The sequence below is a fragment of the Micromonospora sp. NPDC050417 genome (genome assembly GCF_044458865.1).
GTDB lineage: Bacteria > Actinomycetota > Actinomycetes > Mycobacteriales > Micromonosporaceae > Micromonospora_G.
This window is the reverse complement of record NZ_JBITIH010000022.1, coordinates 1-18,051: the sequence shown is the minus strand read 5'-3', so window position 1 is coordinate 18,051 and position 18,051 is coordinate 1. Positions and strand designations below refer to the sequence as shown.

The 18,051-nt window shown below is 69.0% G+C and carries 16 protein-coding genes and 1 tRNA gene; 11 read left to right on the top strand and 6 right to left on the bottom strand.

Translation table 11 applies throughout. From position 1 onward, the window contains the following. Positions 1–112: 112 nt before the first annotated feature. On the bottom strand, positions 113–2,869 hold the full coding sequence (aceE, locus tag ACIBF5_RS25460; protein WP_396815388.1) for a pyruvate dehydrogenase (acetyl-transferring), homodimeric type: 2,757 nt from the start codon (positions 2,867–2,869) through the stop codon (positions 113–115). A 230-nt stretch (positions 2,870–3,099) separates the two neighbouring features. On the opposite strand from aceE, the gene ACIBF5_RS25455 reads away from it, so the two are divergent. Further along, positions 3,100–3,504, top strand: coding sequence for a YjbQ family protein (locus tag ACIBF5_RS25455; RefSeq protein ID WP_396815387.1), 405 nt, complete (start codon positions 3,100–3,102; stop codon positions 3,502–3,504). 232 nt (positions 3,505–3,736) lie between these two features. Here ACIBF5_RS25455 and ACIBF5_RS25450 read toward each other — a convergent pair whose 3' ends face one another. The 4 genes from ACIBF5_RS25450 to ACIBF5_RS25435 form a co-directional block, all read right to left on the bottom strand. Continuing rightward, on the bottom strand, positions 3,737–5,392 hold the full coding sequence (locus ACIBF5_RS25450) for an alkaline phosphatase D family protein (RefSeq protein WP_396815386.1): 1,656 nt from the start codon (positions 5,390–5,392) through the stop codon (positions 3,737–3,739). Between the two features lie 236 nt (positions 5,393–5,628). Beyond that, positions 5,629–6,426, bottom strand: coding sequence for an ABC transporter permease (locus tag ACIBF5_RS25445; RefSeq protein ID WP_396815385.1), 798 nt, complete (start codon positions 6,424–6,426; stop codon positions 5,629–5,631). After that, positions 6,413–7,336: an ABC transporter ATP-binding protein gene (locus tag ACIBF5_RS25440; RefSeq protein WP_396815384.1), complete on the bottom strand. Its 924-nt coding sequence runs from the start codon at positions 7,334–7,336 to the stop codon at positions 6,413–6,415. The genes ACIBF5_RS25445 and ACIBF5_RS25440 overlap by 14 nt, the downstream gene beginning before the upstream one ends. Then, positions 7,284–7,823, bottom strand: coding sequence for a GbsR/MarR family transcriptional regulator (locus ACIBF5_RS25435; protein ID WP_396815383.1), 540 nt, complete (start codon positions 7,821–7,823; stop codon positions 7,284–7,286). Before ACIBF5_RS25435 ends, ACIBF5_RS25440 begins: the two co-directional genes overlap by 53 nt. Before the next feature lie 186 nt (positions 7,824–8,009). On the opposite strand from ACIBF5_RS25435, the gene ACIBF5_RS25430 reads away from it, so the two are divergent. From ACIBF5_RS25430 to ACIBF5_RS25385, 10 genes are all read left to right on the top strand, one after another. Further along, positions 8,010–8,459, top strand: a complete 450-nt coding sequence (locus ACIBF5_RS25430; protein WP_396815382.1) for a MarR family winged helix-turn-helix transcriptional regulator — start codon at positions 8,010–8,012, stop codon at positions 8,457–8,459. A 100-nt stretch (positions 8,460–8,559) separates the two neighbouring features. Beyond that, positions 8,560–11,019, top strand: coding sequence for a thiamine pyrophosphate-dependent enzyme (locus tag ACIBF5_RS25425; protein ID WP_396815381.1), 2,460 nt, complete (start codon positions 8,560–8,562; stop codon positions 11,017–11,019). A gap of 111 nt (positions 11,020–11,130) precedes the next feature. Beyond that, positions 11,131–11,568: a DUF3052 domain-containing protein gene (locus tag ACIBF5_RS25420; RefSeq protein ID WP_396815380.1), complete on the top strand. Its 438-nt coding sequence runs from the start codon at positions 11,131–11,133 to the stop codon at positions 11,566–11,568. Positions 11,569–11,651: 83 nt separating this feature from the next. Next, positions 11,652–12,116, top strand: coding sequence for a peroxiredoxin (locus tag ACIBF5_RS25415; RefSeq protein ID WP_396815379.1), 465 nt, complete (start codon positions 11,652–11,654; stop codon positions 12,114–12,116). Between the two features lie 151 nt (positions 12,117–12,267). Continuing rightward, positions 12,268–12,339, top strand: a tRNA-Val gene (locus tag ACIBF5_RS25410). A gap of 602 nt (positions 12,340–12,941) precedes the next feature. Further along, entirely contained in the window at positions 12,942–13,187 is a 246-nt protein-coding gene (locus ACIBF5_RS25405; protein WP_396815378.1) for a hypothetical protein, read from the top strand. After that, the gene (locus ACIBF5_RS25400; RefSeq protein WP_396815377.1) at positions 13,184–13,489 is read left to right on the top strand and encodes a hypothetical protein; all 306 of its coding nucleotides are present in this window, start codon (positions 13,184–13,186) and stop codon (positions 13,487–13,489) included. The genes ACIBF5_RS25405 and ACIBF5_RS25400 overlap by 4 nt, the downstream gene beginning before the upstream one ends. A gap of 641 nt (positions 13,490–14,130) precedes the next feature. Next, positions 14,131–15,993 carry a bifunctional metallophosphatase/5'-nucleotidase gene (locus tag ACIBF5_RS25395; RefSeq protein WP_396815376.1) on the top strand — a complete coding sequence of 621 codons (1,863 nt, stop codon included), beginning with the start codon at positions 14,131–14,133 and terminating at the stop codon, positions 15,991–15,993. A gap of 278 nt (positions 15,994–16,271) precedes the next feature. Continuing rightward, the gene (locus ACIBF5_RS25390) at positions 16,272–17,099 is read left to right on the top strand and encodes an SDR family oxidoreductase (protein WP_396815375.1); all 828 of its coding nucleotides are present in this window, start codon (positions 16,272–16,274) and stop codon (positions 17,097–17,099) included. 216 nt (positions 17,100–17,315) lie between these two features. Beyond that, positions 17,316–17,489, top strand: coding sequence for a hypothetical protein (locus ACIBF5_RS25385; protein ID WP_396815374.1), 174 nt, complete (start codon positions 17,316–17,318; stop codon positions 17,487–17,489). A 35-nt stretch (positions 17,490–17,524) separates the two neighbouring features. On the opposite strand, the gene ACIBF5_RS25380 is transcribed toward ACIBF5_RS25385, so the two are convergent. Beyond that, complete coding sequence (locus tag ACIBF5_RS25380; protein ID WP_396815373.1) at positions 17,525–17,926, bottom strand: hypothetical protein; 402 nt, start codon at positions 17,924–17,926, stop codon at positions 17,525–17,527. Between the last annotated feature and the right edge of the window lie 125 nt (positions 17,927–18,051).

The window sequence follows — 18,051 nt, the reverse complement described above, 5'->3', positions numbered from 1 at the left end:
AAAGGACCCGTCCCGACCGGCTGGAAGAGATCCAGCGGGCGGAACGGGCCCTTCGACGTCACCACGACGGTGCCCGAGGGTGCCCCGACGAGGGGGCCCGGAGGCGGTTCGACTAGGAGTCGCCGCCGGTCTCGCCGACCGGAGCCGCCGAGATGTCGTTGATCGCGTACTTCGCCGCCGCCTCGGCCGGGACCGAAGCGGGTACTACGCCGCGGAGCGCGAGCTGCCGCAGCGCGGCGACGGTGACCGACTCCGCGTCGACGTGGAAGTGCCGGCGCAGCGCGTGCCGGGTGTCGGAGAGACCGAACCCGTCCGTGCCGAGCGAGGTGTAGTCGCCCGGAACCCAGCGCGCGATCAGGTCCGGCACCGCCCGCATCCAGTCGCTGACCGCCACCACCGGACCGGCCGCGTCCGCCAGCTTCCGCGCGATGTACGGCACCCGCTGCTCGCCACCGGGGTTGAGCAGGTTGTGCTCCTCGGCCTCCACCGCGTCACGACGCAGCTCGGTCCAGGAGGTGACCGACCAGACGTCGGCGGCCACACCCCAGTCCTGGGCCAGCAACTGCTGCGCCTTCAGCGCCCACTGCATGCCCGTACCGGAGGCCAACAGGTTGGCCCGCGGCGTCTCGCCGCCCCCGGCGCTGGTCACCGACGGCGCCGGCGCGTAGCGGTAGATGCCCTTGAGCAGCCCCTCCACGTCGACGTCGGCGGGCTCCGCCGGCTGGAGGATCGGCTCGTTGTAGACGGTGAGGTAGTAGAAGATGTTCTCCGGATCCTCGCCGTACATCCGGTGCAGGCCGTTCTCCAGGATGTGCGCGATCTCGAACGCGAACGCCGGGTCGTACGCGACGACGGCCGGGTTGGTCGCGGCGATCAGGTGCGAGTGCCCGTCCTCGTGCTGGAGGCCCTCACCGTTGAGCGTGGTCCGCCCCGCGGTGGCACCGAGCACGAAACCGCGCGCCATCTGGTCCGCCGCCGCCCAGAACGAGTCGCCGGTGCGCTGGAAGCCGAACATCGAATAGAAGATGTACAGCGGGATCATCGGCTCGTCGTGGGTGGCGTACGACGACCCGGCGGCGGTGAACGACGCCACCGAACCGGCCTCGTTGATCCCCTCGTGCAGGATCTGGCCGGTGGTCGCCTCCTTGTACGACAGGAACAGCTCCCGGTCGACCGAGGTGTACTTCTGCCCGTGCGGCGAGTAGATCTTCTGGGTCGGGAAGAGCGAGTCCATACCGAAGGTACGGGCCTCGTCCGGGATGATCGGCACCCACCGCTTGCCGAACTCGCGGTCCTTCATCACGTCCTTGAGCAGCCGGACGAAGGCCATCGTGGTGGCGATCTTCTGCTTGCCCGAGCCGCGCTTGACGTCGGCGAACCGCTCCGGCCCGGGAATCGCCAGCGCCTTGTGGGCGGTACGCCGCGACGGCAGGTAACCGCCGAGCTGCTGCCGCCGCTCGCGCAGGTACGCCAGCTCCTCGGACTTCTCACCCGGGTGGTAGTACGGCGGGAGGTACGGGTTCGACTCCAGCGCACTGTCCGGGATGTCCAGGTAGAGGCGGTCGCGGAACGACTTCAGGTCGTCCAGCGTCAGCTTCTTCATCTGGTGGGTGGCGTTGCGGCCCTCGAAGTGCGAGCCGAGCGTCCAGCCCTTGATCGTCTTGGCCAGGATGACCGTCGGCTGACCGGTGTGCTCCGTCGCCGCCTTGTACGCCGCGTAGAGCTTCCGGTAGTCGTGCCCACCGCGCTTGAGGTTCCAGATCTCGTCGTCACTCATGCCGTCGACGAGCTTGCGGGTGCGCGCGTCCCGACCGAAGAAGTGCTCCCGCACGTACGCGCCGGACTCGGCCTTGTACGTCTGGAAGTCACCGTCCGGGGTGGTGTTCATCAGGTTGACCAGCGCGCCGTCGGTGTCGGCGGCGAGCAGCGGATCCCACTCCCGACCCCAGACGACCTTGATCACGTTCCAGCCGGCGCCGCGGAAGTACGACTCCAGCTCCTGCATGACCTTGCCGTTGCCCCGGACCGGGCCGTCCAGCCGCTGCAGGTTGCAGTTGATCACGAAGGTGAGGTTGTCCAGCTCCTCACGGGCGGCCACACCGATCGCGCCGAGCGACTCGGGCTCGTCCATCTCACCGTCGCCGAGGAACGCCCATACGTGCTGGTCGGAGGTGTCCTTGATGCCCCGGTTGTGCAGGTACCGGTTGAACCGCGCCTGGTAGATCGCGTTCATCCCGCCGAGACCCATGGAGACCGTGGGGAACTCCCAGAAGTCCGGCATCAGCCGAGGGTGCGGGTACGACGGCAGGCCGCCGCCCGGGTGCGACAGCTCCTGCCGGAACCCGTCGAGCTGGTGCTCGGACAACCGCCCCTCCAAGTACGCGCGCGCGTACATGCCGGGGGAGCCGTGGCCCTGGTAGAAGATGTGGTCGCCGCCACCCGGGTGGTTCTTGCCCCGGAAGAAGTGGTTGAAGCCGACCTCGTAGAGCGACGCCGAGCTGGCGTAGGTCGAGATGTGTCCACCGACGCCGATCTCCGGGCGCTGGGCGCGGTGCACCACCATCGCCGCGTTCCACCGGATGTAGGCCCGGATCCGCCGCTCGACGTGCTCGTCGCCGGGGAACCAGGGCTCGCGTTCGGAGGGAATGGTGTTGATGTAGTCGGTGGTGGTCAGGGGCGGTACCCCGACCTGGCGCTCTCTCGCGCGCTCCAGCAGACGAAGCATGACGTAGCGGGCGCGTTTGGCACCGCGCTCGTCGATGACACCGTCAAGCGACTCGACCCATTCGCTGGTCTCTTCGGGGTCGATGTCCGGAAGCTGGCTCGGCAGGCCGTCGCTGATTACCGGGCGCTTGCGTTCCGTGGCCACAGGCGTTCCCTAGGTTGTGTGTGGGATTAGTCTCTGGCGCCATCCTGCCCTCTCATGCCCCGTTCCGTCACGCCTAGTCGCCACAGACGCGACACTCGACACATGTACCCCCCGGTAACTTGGCGGCAACATGTTTGTCAGCTAGCGCCTCCCCCGGAAGGAAGGGCCCCCTGTTATCGCTTTTTGTATAGGAAGGGGCCCTTCTTAACGCCTCGGGCAGACTGTGCGTCATGCGTACCGAAGTCATCACTGTCCGGACCGGCTCACGTCCCACCGTCCGCGACATCACCCGGGAGGCGGAGCGGTTCCTCGACGGCCAGGGCGACGGCCTGCTGCACGTCTTCGTACCGCACGCCACCGCCGGGCTGGCGATCATCGAGACCGGCGCCGGTTCGGACGAGGACCTGCTGACCGCCCTGGACGAACTGCTCCCGACCGACAACCGGTGGCGGCACCGGCACGGTTCACCCGGCCACGGCCGCGACCACGTGATGCCCGCCTTCGTGCCGCCGTACGCGACACTGCCCGTGCTCGGCGGCCGGTTGGCGCTCGGCACCTGGCAGTCGATCTGCCTCGTCGACCCGAACGGCGACAACCCCACCCGCCAGGTCCGCTTCTCCTTCCTCCCTGCCTGACGCACGCCGGCCCCTGCCTGACGCACGCCGGCCCCTGCCTGACGCACGCCGGCCCCTGCCTGACGCACGCCGGCCCCTGCCTGACGCACGCCTGACGCCGCCTGACCCACGCCAGCCCCTGCCGGACACGGGCCTGGTGCGCCCAGCGGTGTGGCTGCCCACCCGCGCGTCCCGGCCCGCCTCGCTCGAAGAGGGCAGGCCGGGACAGACAGGCCGGGACAGAGAGGAGCGGTCAGGGGCGGGAGGTCTCCCGATCAACGGTGTCGGCGACCGACGGGGCCGCCGCCCGCTGGGCCGGGGCGGCGGGCGGGTCGAGCGGGCGGTCGTACGTCTGGTGCAGCCCGGGGACCCGGTCCTCGATCACGAACGAGGCGCGGGTGTGTACGGGCGCGTCCGGCGTGCTGACGTACGGCAGCACCTCGAAGCCGGCCTCCAGCCGCTCCGTGGTGATCTTCGTCAGGACGTACCCGCGCTGGTTGTTGTAGAAGCGCAGGTGCGGGTTGATGCCGAGGAACGGGTGGTCGGACGGGACCGAGTCGGCGCCGTTCCCGCCCGAGGTGATCGACGAGCAGACCAGTTCGGTGCCGACCGTACGCGAGGTCGGGTCGGCGTAGTCGAGCTTGAGATCGCTGGCCCAGTGGGCGTGCACGTCGCCGGTGAGCACCACCGGGTTGCGTACGCCGGCGCTGAGCCAGCCCCGGGTGATCCGGTCCCGGGAGGCGACGTACCCGTCCCAGGAGTCCATGCTGGTCACCGTGGCCGGGCCGGCGTTGTTGTCCCGCTGGGCGAAGAAGACCTGCTGGCCGAGGATGTCCCAGCGCGCCGACGAGCGGCGGAACCCGTCGAGCAGCCACCGCTCCTGCGCGGCGCCGGTGATCGAACGGGCCGGGTCGACCGCCGCCGGGCAGTCCTTGTAGCCGTCGCCGCAGCCCTGGTCGTCCCGGTACTGCCGGGTGTCGAGCATGTGGAAGGTGGCCAACCGCCCCCACTGCACCCGCCGGTAGAGCTGCATGTCGATGCCGCGTGGGATCGACGTACGTCGCAGCGGCATGTTCTCGTAGTACGCCTGGAACGCCGCCGCCCGCCGCGCCGGGAACTCCGGGTCGGCGGCCTCGGGCACGTCGTCGGCCCAGTTGTTCTCCACCTCGTGGTCGTCGAAGACCACCAGCCAGGGCGCGACCGCGTGGGCGGCCTGCAGGTCCGGGTCGGTCTTGTACTGGGCGTGCCGCTGCCGGTAGTTGGCCAGGGTGCGGGTCTCCGGCCCCTGGTGGTCGCGCGGGTTGCCGCCCGGCACGGTGTACGTGTCCGGCGCGTACTCGTACTGGTAGTCGCCGAGGTGCAGGATCAGGTCCGGGTCGGCCTCGGCGAGCCGCCTGTACGCGGTGAAGTAACCGTGTTCGTACTGCGAGCAGGAGACGAACGCCATGGCGAGCGAGCCGCCGATGCTCCACGGTGCGGGCGCGGTCCGGGTCCGTCCCACCGGCGAGGTGTGCCGCTCGGCGTGGAAACGGTAGAAGTACTCCCGTCCGGGAAGCAGTCCGTTCAGTTCGACGTGGACGGTGTGCCCCGACTCGGGCCGGGCGTTGGCCGTACCGGCGCGTACCACGTGGCGGAACCGTTCGTCGGCGGCGAGTTCCCAGCGGACCGGGACCACCCGGGACGGCATGCCGCCGAGGCCGTCCTCGGCCAGCGGCTGCGGGGCGAGACGGGTCCAGAGCACGAAGCCGTCAAAATCGGGGTCACCGGAGGCGACGCCGAGGGTGAACGGGTCCTCGCGCAGGGGGCGGGCCGGGGTCGCGCCGGCCGCGGTGGGCAGGGCGCCGGTCACGGCGCCGGCGGCTCCGAGCGCGGCGCCGCTGAGCAGGAGGGTACGTCGCGAAACTGACATGCAGGCTCCCCAGAATCCGAAGGTACGGATCCCGAAAGCCTGTCGATCGATGGTTCACCCCCCGACAACCATCGACAACGATCAGCCGAACACCGCATGACGCGAACCGAAGGAAGGGCCCCTTGTTATCGCTTTTTGTATAACAAGGGGCCCTTCCTAACGCGTACTGCGCGGGTGCGCGGCGCGGCGCGGCGGGGTGGCGCGGCGGCGTGGGGGCGGGGAGGCGGGGGCGGCGGTCAGACGGCGATGTCGCGGCGGGTGAAGAGGTAGGTGCCGGCGGCGACCAGGACGGCGGTGGTGGCGAGCAGCAGCAGCGGCCCGGTGGTCTGGAGGCCGTTGACCAGCGGATCACCGTCGAGATACCAGTGGAACGGGGAGAGGTTCTGCAACCAGGCCACCCCGTCGACCTGCGGCAGGACCGCGTTGGCCAGGTACGCGAGCACCGCCACCCCGGCGCTGCCGCCGAGCGCCGCGCCGCGGCTGCCGGTGGCGGCACCGATGGCGAAGGCAAGCGCCCCGAAGGTGGCGCCGAAGAGAACCAGTTGCGCGCTGGTCGCGAGCAGTTCGCCCGCGCCGACGCCGTCGAAGCCGGCCGGACCGCTCAGTCCGATCAGGGAGAGCCCGAGTAGCCCGCCGATCAGCACCAGCCCGACCAGCAGTGCGGCGAAGCGGTGCAGGGCGAGCCGGACCCGTCCGACCGGGTGGGCCAGCAGCAGGTCGAGGGTGCCGGCCTCCTCGTCCCCGGCGACCGCGCGGGTGCCAGTGGCGATGGCGAAGACGGCGACCAGCAGCGGGACCAGCAGCCCGAACACGGCCCCGCCGAGGTAACCGGCGGCGCTGGTCAGGTCGGTGTAGTTGAACGCCTCCAACAGCCCTTCCGGGTACGCGTCCAGCGCCTGCTCCATCTCCGGTGTCTGCATCGTCGGCCAGAAAGAGGCGTACATCGCCCCGACGGCGACGATCGCGAGGGTCCAGCCGACCAGCGACCGGCGGCTGTCGAAGAGCGTCTTCGTGAACGGGTTACGCAGCAGCATGCTGCACCTCCGTACGGTTGCGGGTGTCGCCGTAGTAGTCGAAGAAGAGTTCCTCCAGGTCGGGCTCCTCGGCCCGCAGGCTCAGTACGGTGTGCCGACCGGCCGCCTTGACCAGCGCGTCGGCCCGCCCGTCGAGGCGGCAGCGCAACGTGTTGCCGGTGACGGTCACGTCGCCGACGTTCGGCAGCGACGCGAACTCGGCCACCTCGACCGGCCCGTCGAAGATGATCTCGACCTGTCGTACGGCGCGTTCGCGCAGTTCCTCGACCCGCTCGACGGTGATCAACCGCCCCTCGCGGATGATGCCGACACGGTCGGCGGTCTGCTGCACCTCGCTCATCACGTGCGACGACATGAAGACGGTCTGCCCGGCGGCCCTGGCCTCGCGCACCATGGTCACGAACTCGTGTTGCAGGAACGGGTCCAGGCCGCTGGTCGGCTCGTCGAGGATGAGCAGTTCGGGGGAGTGCATGAACGCCTGCACCACACCGATCTTCTGCCGGTTGCCCTTGGAGAGTCCCTTGATCCGGCGGCTGAGGTCGAGGTCGAGTCGGGTGGCGAGTTCGTCGATCCGGGACCGGGGCACCCCGCCGCGCAGGTTGCCGAGGTAGGTGAGCAGGTCCCGGCCGGTCTGCCGGCCGTCGACGACGAAGTCACCGGCGAGGTAGCCGATCCGGCCGCGCAGCCGTACGCCGTCCGTGCGCGGGTCGACGCCGAGGACGCGTACGTGACCACTGGTGGGGCGGATCAGGTCGAGCAGGAGGCGGATGGTGGTGGACTTGCCGGCGCCGTTGGGGCCGAGGAACCCGTACACCTCGCCCCGCTCGACCCGCAGGTCAAGCCCGGTCAGGCCACGGTTACGCCCGTACGTCTTGGTCAGGTTCTCGGTGTTGATGGCCGACTCGGTCATCGGCCTCTCCTCTCTGCGTGCTCGCCATCTTCTCGGCGTGTTCGGTTTTGAAGCGTTCGATGAACCCGGGCAGCTCACGTTCGATGAAGGCGTAGAGGTCCCGGGTGAAGACGAGCCGGTCGGTGAGGGGTGACCGCTCGCCGCCGAGTAGCTCGATGCCGCGGTCCATGAGTTCTCGGAAGATTCGGAACCGGTCGGACTCGGCGGCCCGGGTGAACGCGTCCGGGCTGAGTTCCCAGGCGATGCCGCGCCGGCCGGGGTTCGCCACCCGGCGGACGAGCTGGCCGCTCTCCAGCATCCGGATGCCGGTGCTCACCGAGCCCTTCGACAGGCCGGTTGCCTCGGCGATCTCGGTGGCGGTCGCGTGGGGCGGGTCGCAGATCAGCAACCAGCCGAGGACCTTGCCGTACGCGGGCGGCAGGCCGAGGCCGGTCAGCACGACTCCGGCATCCTCGACATAGCGGCGTGCGGGGGAGAACTCGACCACGATGCCTCACTGTTCCCAATGTTCAAAGATTTCCAAACTCACCGTACGCCCACCGCCCCGTCCCTGTCACCCTCCACCGCCCTCGGGTGTTTGGAGGGGCCCCTTCCTATACAAAATCCGATAACAAGGGGCCCTTCCTTACCTGGGTGGGGAGGGGGTGGGGAGGTCACCGGTACCGTCCTGACCATGGCGCAGACCAGCGGCACGGTGGCGGGCGAGGTGGTGCGCCGGATCCTGCACGTCTCCGACGCGATGCGGCACTTCATGGAGGCCGACCTGGCCGAACTGGGGCTCACCCCGGCGGTCGCCCGCGCCCTGCACCAGCTCGACCCGGATCGACCACTGCCCGCTCGTGACCTGGCCGAACGCCTCGACTGCGATCCGTCCAACATCACCCTGCTGGTGGACAAACTGGAGCGCCAGAACCTGGTACGCCGTCAGGTCGACCCGGCCGACCGCCGGCTGCGCACCCTCGTGGTCAGCGACGAGGGCCGACGCGTACGCGACCGCGTGGGTCAGATCATGTCCGATTCCCGGCTGCTCGCCACCCTCACCGAGGACGAGTTGGCGACCCTGCGGACCCTGATGTGGAAGGTCTCCGATGGCGGCTGCCCCGCCGAACCCCCGCTGACCTGACCGAAATCCGACCCGGCGTGCCGGGGGCCGGAGCACCGGCCGGGCCACATCGGCCGGCTGCGGACCGTGTCTGAGTGGCCGGTGATGCCATCAGTCGGTAATGCTGTCCGACGTGACCACCCCTCAAGATCTCGACGATCGGTTCCGGGAGGCGGTCGGCGGTCTGGTCGCACCGGCCCTGGTGCGCTCGGCCGACGGGCCGGTCCACGACGGCGCCACGCTCACCGGAGCGCGCGCCCTCGAACTCTTCGACGCCCAGCTCACCAGCCGACACCTCGACCTTGCCGCGCGCTGGCTGCGCAGCTTCGGTGAGGGCTTCTACACGATCGGATCAGCCGGCCACGAGGGCAACGCCGCAGTGGCCGCCGCCGTACGCCCCACCGATCCTGCCCTGCTGCACTACCGCTCTGGCGGCTTCTACTGCGCCCGGGCGGCCCAGGCCGCGATGATGCCCGCCCAGGGCGGCTCCGACGAGGCCACCGGCGCCGACGGCACCGCCACCGGCACCGGCACCGGCACCGCCAACGGTCGACTCCAGGAGGGCGTCGAGGCCGTCGAGGGAGTCGACCCGATCACGGGCGCGGCCCGGGACGTGCTGCGCGGGATCGTCGCGTCGGCGAGCGAGCCGATCGCCGGTGGGCGGCACAAGGTTTTCGGCAACGCCGCCCTCGACATCGTCCCGACCACCTCCACCATCGCCTCGCACCTGCCCCGGGCGGTCGGTGTCGGATTTGCGATAGAACGTCAGCGCCGGGCCGCCGGTGCACCGGCCCGCAACCGGTCCGGCCCGTCGGCCCGGTTGCTCACCGACGCGCGTACGGCCGCAGCCGAGTCCCGGGCCGCCTGGCCGGCGGACGCGATCGTGGTCTGCTCCTTCGGCGACGCCTCGGTCAACCACGCGAGTGCCACCGCGGCGTTCAACACGGCCGGCTGGTGCGACCACACCGGCCTGCGCATTCCGGTCCTGTTCGTCTGCGAGGACAACGGGCTCGGCATCAGCGTCCGTTCACCTGACGGCTGGGTCGCGGCGACGCTCGCCGCGAAGCCCGGCATCCGCTACTTCTCCGCCGATGGCTGCGATCTCGCCCAGACGTACGAGGTGGCGAGCGAGGCCGCCGCCTGGGTGCGCCGGCACCGCCGTCCGGCGATCCTGCACCTGACCACGGTCCGGTTGATGGGGCACGCGGGCGCGGACGCCGAGGTGGCGTACCGGCCGACGGCGGATCTGCACCGGGACCTGGCCCGGGATCCGCTGATCGGCACCGCGAAACTGATCGTGGAGGCGGGGCTGGCCAGCCCGGAGCAGGTGGTCGCCCGTTACGACGCGGTCGGCTGGCAGGTGCGCAAGGTCGCCGAGGAGGTGCTCGGCGAGGCGAAGCTGACCAGCGCCGCCGACATCGTCGCCCCGCTCGCCCCACGCCGGCCCGTACGGGTCTCGCGTACCGTCGCCGAGGCGGGGACCTGGGCGGCGGGGCCGGGTGCCGCCGCGCGGGCCAGCGCCTTCGCTGACCGGCTGCCCGAGGCGGCCGGCCCGCTCACCCTGGCCCAGACGATCAACGCGGCGCTCGCCGACGGCATGCTCGACTATCCGGCGATGACCGTCTTCGGTGAGGACGTGGCGGTCAAGGGCGGGGTGTACGGGGTGACGAAGGGGCTGCGCGACCGGTTCGGCCCGTCGCGGGTCTTCGACACGCTGCTGGACGAGACGAGCGTGCTCGGCCTGGGGCTGGGGGCGGGGCTGGGCGGCATGCTGCCGGTGCCGGAGATTCAGTACCTGGCGTACCTGCACAACGCCGAGGATCAGTTGCGCGGGGAGGCGGCCACCATGCAGTTCTTTTCGCGGGGGGCCTACCGGAACCCGATGGTGGTACGGGTGGCCGGTCTGGCGTACCAGGAGGGGTTCGGCGGGCACTTCCACAACGACAACTCGGTTGCCGTACTCCGGGATGTTCCCGGTCTGGTGCTCGCGGTCCCGGCGCGGCCCGACGACGCCGCGCCGATGTTGCGTTCCTGCCTGGCGAGTGCGGCGGTGGACGGGACTGTCTGCGTCTTCCTGGAGCCGATCGCGCTCTACCACACCCGGGACCTGTACGCCGAGGGCGACGACGAGTGGCTGGCGCCCTACCTGGGGCCGGGGGACTGGGCGGGTGGGCACGTGCCGGTGGGTCGGGCCAGGGTCTACGGCGTCGGATCTGCCGAGGACATCACGATCATCACCTTCGGTAACGGTGTCAGGATGTCTCTTCGTGCCGCCGCCAGGCTGGCCGAGGAGGGGATCGGTAGCCGGGTGGTGGACCTGCGCTGGCTGGCCCCGCTGCCGGTCGCGGACATCTTCCGGGAGGCTTCCGCCACTGGTCGGGTGCTGGTGGTGGACGAGACACGCCGGTCCGGAGGGGTCGGTGAGGGCATCGTCGCCGGCCTGGTGGATGCTGGATATGTGGGTGTTGTGCGGCGCGTTGCGTCTATTGACTCGTTTGTACCATTAGGTCCGGCTGCCCGCGAGGTGCTGGTGTCCGAAGATGCCATTACCCAGGGTGCCCGTACGCTGCTGGCACGGTAAATTCCGTTCCACTCGGTGCGCCACTTGCGCCGAGCCGAACAACTGTGTGGACTTTGCCCTATCGGCACCGAACCGGTGCCGGGTGTAGCTGAGATGAGGAGGCACGCGACAGTGAGCGCGACCGCTGGTCAGGCCGCCGACGGAGTACGGAGCCTGGCGGACCGGTTCGGCATCGAGCCGGGCATGGTCGTCATGGAGATGGGGTACGACGACGACGTCGACCAGGAACTCCGTGACGCCCTGACCGACCGTTGTGGGGAGCTGGTCGACGAGGACACCGACGAGGTGGTGGACGCCGTACTGGTCTGGTACCGGGACGGCGACGGCGACCTTTTCGAGCTTCTCGTGGATGCCCTCGGCCCGCTGGCGGACAACGGCGTGGTGTGGCTGTTGACGCCGAAGGCCGGACGTGACGGCCACGTTGAGCCGAGTGAGGTCAGTGAGTCGGCGCCTACCGCCGGCCTCCAGCAGACCTCCACGATCAACGCCGGCAAGGACTGGAGTGGGGCCCGCCTGGTCCTGCGCCGGGGAGCCAAGGCGAAGAAGTAGACCCCCGCCTGCGGAGACTCGGAGTGCCGGTCGGCGGACCGGCGCTCGGAACATCCGTGTGCCACCGTGACAGGAGCTGACACATGCCGATCGAGGTTGGCGCCGAGGCGCCCGACTTCGTGCTGAAGGACCAGAACAACCAGGAGGTACGACTCGCGGACTTCCGCGGGCGGCGGACCGTGCTGCTGGTCTTCTACCCCCTGGCCTTCAGCGGCACCTGCCAGGGCGAGCTGTCCGAGGCACGCGACAACCTCGACGAGTACGTCAACGACAACGTCCAGTTGTTGACCGTCAGCGTCGACTCGGTCTACAGCCACAAGGTCTGGGCCATGGAGCAGGGCTTCCTGTTCCCGCTCCTGGCCGACTTCTGGCCGCACGGTGGGGTGGCCCAGGCGTACGGCGTCTTCAACGACGTCCGGGGGTACGCCAACCGGGGCACCTTCGTGATCGACCGGGCGGGTGTGGTCCGCTTCGCCGAGATGAACGAACCCGGCGAAGCCCGAGACCAGGCAGGCTGGCGCAAGGCGCTGGCCGCAGCCACCGCCTGACCAGGGGCTTAGCGAGATCTTGGGAGCTTCCCCTCCATGGGGGGCGCGGGGGAGCTTCCAAGATCTCTGCCCGGGTCACCGCCTCAGGTGACCCGGACCAACGCGGCAGGGTAAGCTTGCCGCCGCCGGACGCCGCAGGTGCGGGCGTTCCGGGCGCGTAGCTCAGTGGGAGAGCACTCGCCTTACAAGCGAGGGGTCGCAGGTTCGAAACCTGCCGCGCCCACACAAACTGTCTGGCCTGCGGAAACGCTTTTGATCATGACGCCGAAATGTATACGACCATGCTCGGTGAGCACTCGCTTATCCGTCGTAACCGATTGTGCGGGGTATGGCGGGACGGGCGGTGATGGATATTCCGGCTCATGGTCATCTTGGCAAGATGAACAGCATTCGACTGAAGCAGTCAGAGTCGATCGATTCGACGACATCTTCGGGACCCTGAGCAGGGGCGGGAATATGGTCATGCGCGCGCGGGTGCGAGAACTCCTCGTACGTGAAACACCGACCACGCGCCCCGAACTCCGCCTACTGGCCGAACGAATCGGCGTCGCCTAACCCTCGTGTGTGCCCGTATCGGCACCTCCTCCGCGCCACTTCAAGACGGTCGAGCTGTGGCTTTCTCGTACCCCTGTAGGGGCAGTAACTCGCCACAGCCCAACCGGCGCACGGGCCTTCGGGGTGGGTCGATATCGATGGGTTGCCGGACAAGGCTGGAACTACCCCGCAGCGGGGTAGTTCCCGACTACGTGACCCACCAAGGGTGACCTTCGTCGTACCTTCGGTGACGGACGCGACGCCGGTGACGGTGGAGCGGTCCCGTACCCGGTGACCGGAGAACCGTGGTTCGCACTGGCGGTCGGTGTGACGTACTGGAGCCCGCACGGGACCATGTTCGGCCGCGACATGTGGCACCTGATCGTCCGGCGCTCCCGCAACGTCGTCGCCGCGCACGCCGACAACAAGATGTGCGACCGCTGCGCCGGCCCCGGCGACTGTCACCTGCTCCGGAGTGCCGAGGGTTACCTGGCCGATCCGGAGATGCTGGCCGCCGAACGCGAGGCGCTGTCATGAGCGGGCCGTCGGGTGACCGTCCCCTGGTCATCGTCGGTGACGTACTCGACCTCTCCGATGGTCTCTACCACCACGGCACCCGTGGCGATCTGCGCGCCGGTCAGGGAAAACTTCGGGTACGCGTACGCGCTCTTCCCACAGGTGCGGGGGAGTGGACCGGGCACTGGGTGAGCCTGACCGGAGTGGCGATCCTCTCCGGCGGCGCAGACGGGGCGGAGTTGTCGTTGGTCGTACACCGTCGGGCTTTGCCGGGGTGGCGGCCCGCGCAGCCTCTGGAAGTCCCCGGGTTGGTCGAGTGGTGACCGGGAGCGGGGCGACCTCGTTGGCGGCGTCACACCTGCCGCTGCGTCCGCTCTGGATCCTGCCGGATCGACGCCTACCCGTGGCCGTGCGCGGGCGCGCGACTCGATCTGACCAGCGGTTTCCGGGACCGGACCGTCAGCCTGACCCTCTTCTTCGCCGCCCAGTACGTCGACGCCCTCAACGACCTGCACACCGTCGACCCGACCCTCGGCCCGCCGCCGGACCCGCGTGTCCTCTACGAACGGTTCCTCGGCTGGGTGCCGACCAGGAGTAGACCATGAGCGGGCTGACAAGGTAACCGTGAACCTGGCTCCGGCGGCCGAGGCAGCGCTGAATGGGTCTGTTACTCCATCGGCTGTGATCGAGGAACTGGGCATGCGGGCAGGTGGCGGGGCTGCGCTCGGCATTCTGGGGCGTCCGCCTGTCCTCCTGCCGCACCTTCGTGCTGGTGTTGCTCGCCGCGACGAGCGGACGGTCACTGACCTCGTGGCGAGAGGGACGCCCGCGCCACAATCCAGATATGCGCTAGACGGTAATCGTTCACCTGGCGGTAGCTTGAGTGTCGCTTGACGACCGTCGTGAAGATCAGCATCACCATGCGCCTGTCGGTGCATTATAGATAGTCCGAAAGGGAGTAATAGTGCGTTTTTCGCCATTGCGCTCGTTTGTCGCGGCGGGCGCCGCGACGCTGATAGCGCTGGGAGCCGCGGCGGCTCCCGCTCACGCCGCCGGAACCGAGGTGCAGATCCTCGGTTTCAATGACTTCCACGGCCGCCTCGAAGCGCCCGTCGCAGGCACCGGCGGTGCCGCCCAGATGGCCGGCATGATCAAGGAGCTCAAGGCACAGAACGCCAACACTCTGCTCCTTTCTGCCGGTGACAGCATCAGCGCCTCGCCCTTCATCTCGCTGGTGCAGAAGGACGAGCCGACGATCGAGTTCCTCAAGGCGATTGGTGTGGACGCCACCGCGATCGGCAACCATGAACTGGACCGCGGCTTCGACGACCTCAACGACCGGGTTATCCCGCACAGCGACTTCCCCTACCTCGCGGCGAACGTCTATCGGGGGAGCGAGCCCGCACCCGGCCGGCTCCAGGAGTCGACCGTGTTGGAGGTCGGCGGCGTCAAGATCGGTGTCGTCGGCGCGGTGACCGTCGAGACCCCCACCCTGGTCTCGCCCGCCGGCATCCGCGGCCTTGAGGTCAAGGACCCCACCGCGGAGGCCAACCGAGCCGCCGCAAAGCTGAAGTCCGAGCAGGACGTCGACGCTGTCATCCTGCTGGTGCACGAGGGCTCGGAGAGCACCGGCAGCAACGCGACCGCGTGTGCCGGGGTTGCGGACCCGAACACGCCGTTCGGCAAGATCGTTAAGGGCGCCAGCGCCGACATCAACGTCATCCTCTCGGGCCACACACACGTCCCGTACAACTGCTCCTACGACGTACCGGGACTCGGCCACAAGCGGCCGGTGCTGCAAACTGGCAAGTACGGCGACGCGCTCGACCAGGTCAAGCTCACCATCGCCGGCGGCAAGGTCACGGCCGCCGAGGGCGCGATCCTGCCGATCAAGGGCTACGACGAGGACGCGGACGTCGCCAAGCTGGTCGCGAAGGCCAAGGCTGAGGCGGACGTACAAGGCAAGGTGAAGATCGGCGAGATTACTGCCGAGATCAAGCGAGCCGTCACGGCAAAGGGCGAAGAGGACCGCGGCGCCGAGTCGACGCTCGGCAACTTCATCGCCGACGCGCAACTCGCGGCGACCCACGCCGACAACCGGGGCGGAGCGCAGATCGCGTTCATGAACCCGGGCGGCCTGCGCGCCGACTTCCGCAAGGGCACCGACGGTACGGTCACCTTCGCCGACGCCGCCACGGTCCAGCCGTTCGCCAACGACGTGGTCACCAAGGCGTACACCGGCAAGGAAATCAAGGCGGCGCTGGAGCAGCAGTGGCAGCCGGAGGGCTCGTCACGTCCCTTCCTGCACCTGGGCGTCTCGAAGGGCTTCAGCTACGTTTACGACCCGAACGGCCCGGCCGGCAGCCGCGTCCTCGCCGACCGGATCTTCCTCGACGGCAAGGTGCTCGACCCGAACGGCACCTACCGCGTGACGGTCAACTCCTTCTTGGCCTCCGGCGGCGACAACTTCACCGCGCTCGGCGGCGGCACCAACGCCTTCGCCACCGGCGACAACGATCTCACCGTGCTGGTCGACTACTTCGGCGCGAACTCGCCGGTCACCGCCGACACCGTCGAACGGGCCTACACCGTCGGCCAGGCGGGTGCGCCGAGCGCGGGCGGCGAGAACAACGGCAGTGGCGGCGAGAACAACGGCAGTGGCGGCGAGAACAACGGCAGTGGCGGGGGAGACGAGAGCGACGGCGGACTGCCGATCACCGGCACCAACGTCACCGTCATCGTCATCGCCGGCCTGGTCCTGATCATTGCCGGTGTGGCCGCGTTCGCTGTGGCTCGGCGTCGGCGCATCCGTCTGACGGTCGAGTAGTAACGGCGCATTCTTGATCGGGGCTCCCCGGAACCGGATACGGCTCCGGGGAGCCCCGATTTGTCACGTATGGCTTTGATCGCGTTGCGGAGCCCGGACCCACATATTGGTACAGGCGGTGCGTTTTCCGGCGACGACTATTGATCGTCAAAACTGTCGTAGATCCGAATGCCGTGCCCGCTGTCCCATAGAGGACAACGATTGCTCTTCACGTCCGCCTTTCATGGTGGCACGCTTTCTCTCGGTCGGTAATTCTGTCGAGACTGGATGGTCGTGTCATGGCGAAGCGTTGGCTCATCACGGGGTGTTCGAGCGGTCTCGGTAGAGCGCTCGCGGCCCGGCTCGCGGCCGAGGGAGAGCGGGTCGTGGCGACCGCGCGACGGCCGGAGATGCTGACCGAGCTGGTTGAGCAGGGCCAGGGCAACCTGGTCGCCACCGGCTTGGACGTACGCGATCAGGCTCAGTGTGAGGCGGCGGTCGAGCTGGCGGTGGCGACCTTCGGCGGCATCGACATCCTGGTCAACAATGCCGCCTACGGTCAGTTCGGCGCGGTCGAAGAGGTGTCCGATTCGGAACTCGTCGCGCAATTCGAAACCAATGTCTTCGGGCCGTGGCGGCTCACCCGGGCGGTACTGCCGATGTGGCGGGAGCGGCACTCCGGGCACGCAATCTTCGTGGGTTCGGTCGCCGGACTGGTGCCGTTTCCGGGGCTTTCCGCGTACAACGCGAGCAAATTCGCGCTCGAAGGGGTGGCCGAGTCGTTGGCGAGCGAGGTCGCGCACTTCGGGGTGAAGGTGACGCTCCTGCAACCCGGGGGTTTCGCCACCAGCTACAGCGCCTCGCTGGTACTGCCGGGCCGACGCGTCGACGACTACACACCGATCATCGGTGGGACGCTCAGCGGGGTGCGGAGCATGAACCACGCTGAGGCGATCAACTCGCCGGAACTCTTCGCCGACGTCGTCTGGCGCCTGAGCAGGATGGAGAAGCCGCCGCTGCGGCTGCCGGTGGGCCCCGACGCCGAGCACTTCTTGAGCCCCGCCTACGCCGCGCGGATCAAGGAGTACGACGACGTCATCGAAGCCGGCCACCACACCCTCGCCTGACCTGTCGCAGACCGATGGCTGGGCGAACTGCCCCGCCGGATGTGATCACAAACGGACGGACGCGGTCGACCTCGTATCGAGGTTGGCCGCGCCCGCGTGTGTCTTTGTACCCGAAGGGCACATCACCATCGTCCGGCCGGACGGTTCCCTCGGCGGCGTTCAGCCGGTCTGATCGACCGTAGCGCGAACGCTACCGAGAGGAGTGGAGTCGTTGCGATGAGCCGAAGCCGGGAGCCGATCACCGCTCACACCATCCGTACGTCCGCCGATCTGACCTGGCAGCAGCACCAACCCGGCGGCAACTCCTGGCAGCCCGGGATCTGTCGCCAGTGCACCCCGAACGGCTGCCCCCAACTCGACTGGGCAACCAAGGTCCGTGCCTCCGGATAGCCCTCCCCGCGACCGTCCCCGGGCAGAGCGAGCGGCTACGTGCCTGGTCCGCGTACGTCGCTCGCCAGCGACGCCCACACGCTGAGGCTCGTCAGTCCCCCGGGGGCCGGAATGGTCGCCTCAGTGGTCTTGCTTCCGCCCTCGATCAGGGGCGAGGTCATGGTCACCCTGATCTTTCCGTCTTCCGCTGGCGGCAGCGTCACCGTGGCGACACCCGCCTGATCGGTCACCGCCGTCGCGAGAGGGCGGCCGTCAGCCGTCTCCACGGTGACGCCCACGTCCGAGGACGTGAGATTGAAGCACTCCTGTCCGGTGGGCGGGCAGGCCGTCAGCCGAAAGGTGACCTCAAGGGTCCGGTCGTCGTCGGTGCCGGAGCAACCGCCCGCGAACGTCAACATCGCCGCCAGTGCCGAACCGGCCCAGACCCGTCTGTCCACGGCACCCCCGTCTCCGATGAGGTGAGTACACAATGCCGCTTAGTTAAGGCGTTGTTTGGTGATCTTGTTGGTGGTTTGGCTGGGTGTGAGGGTGATTGTGTGGTGGGTGTGGGCGGGTGGTCGGG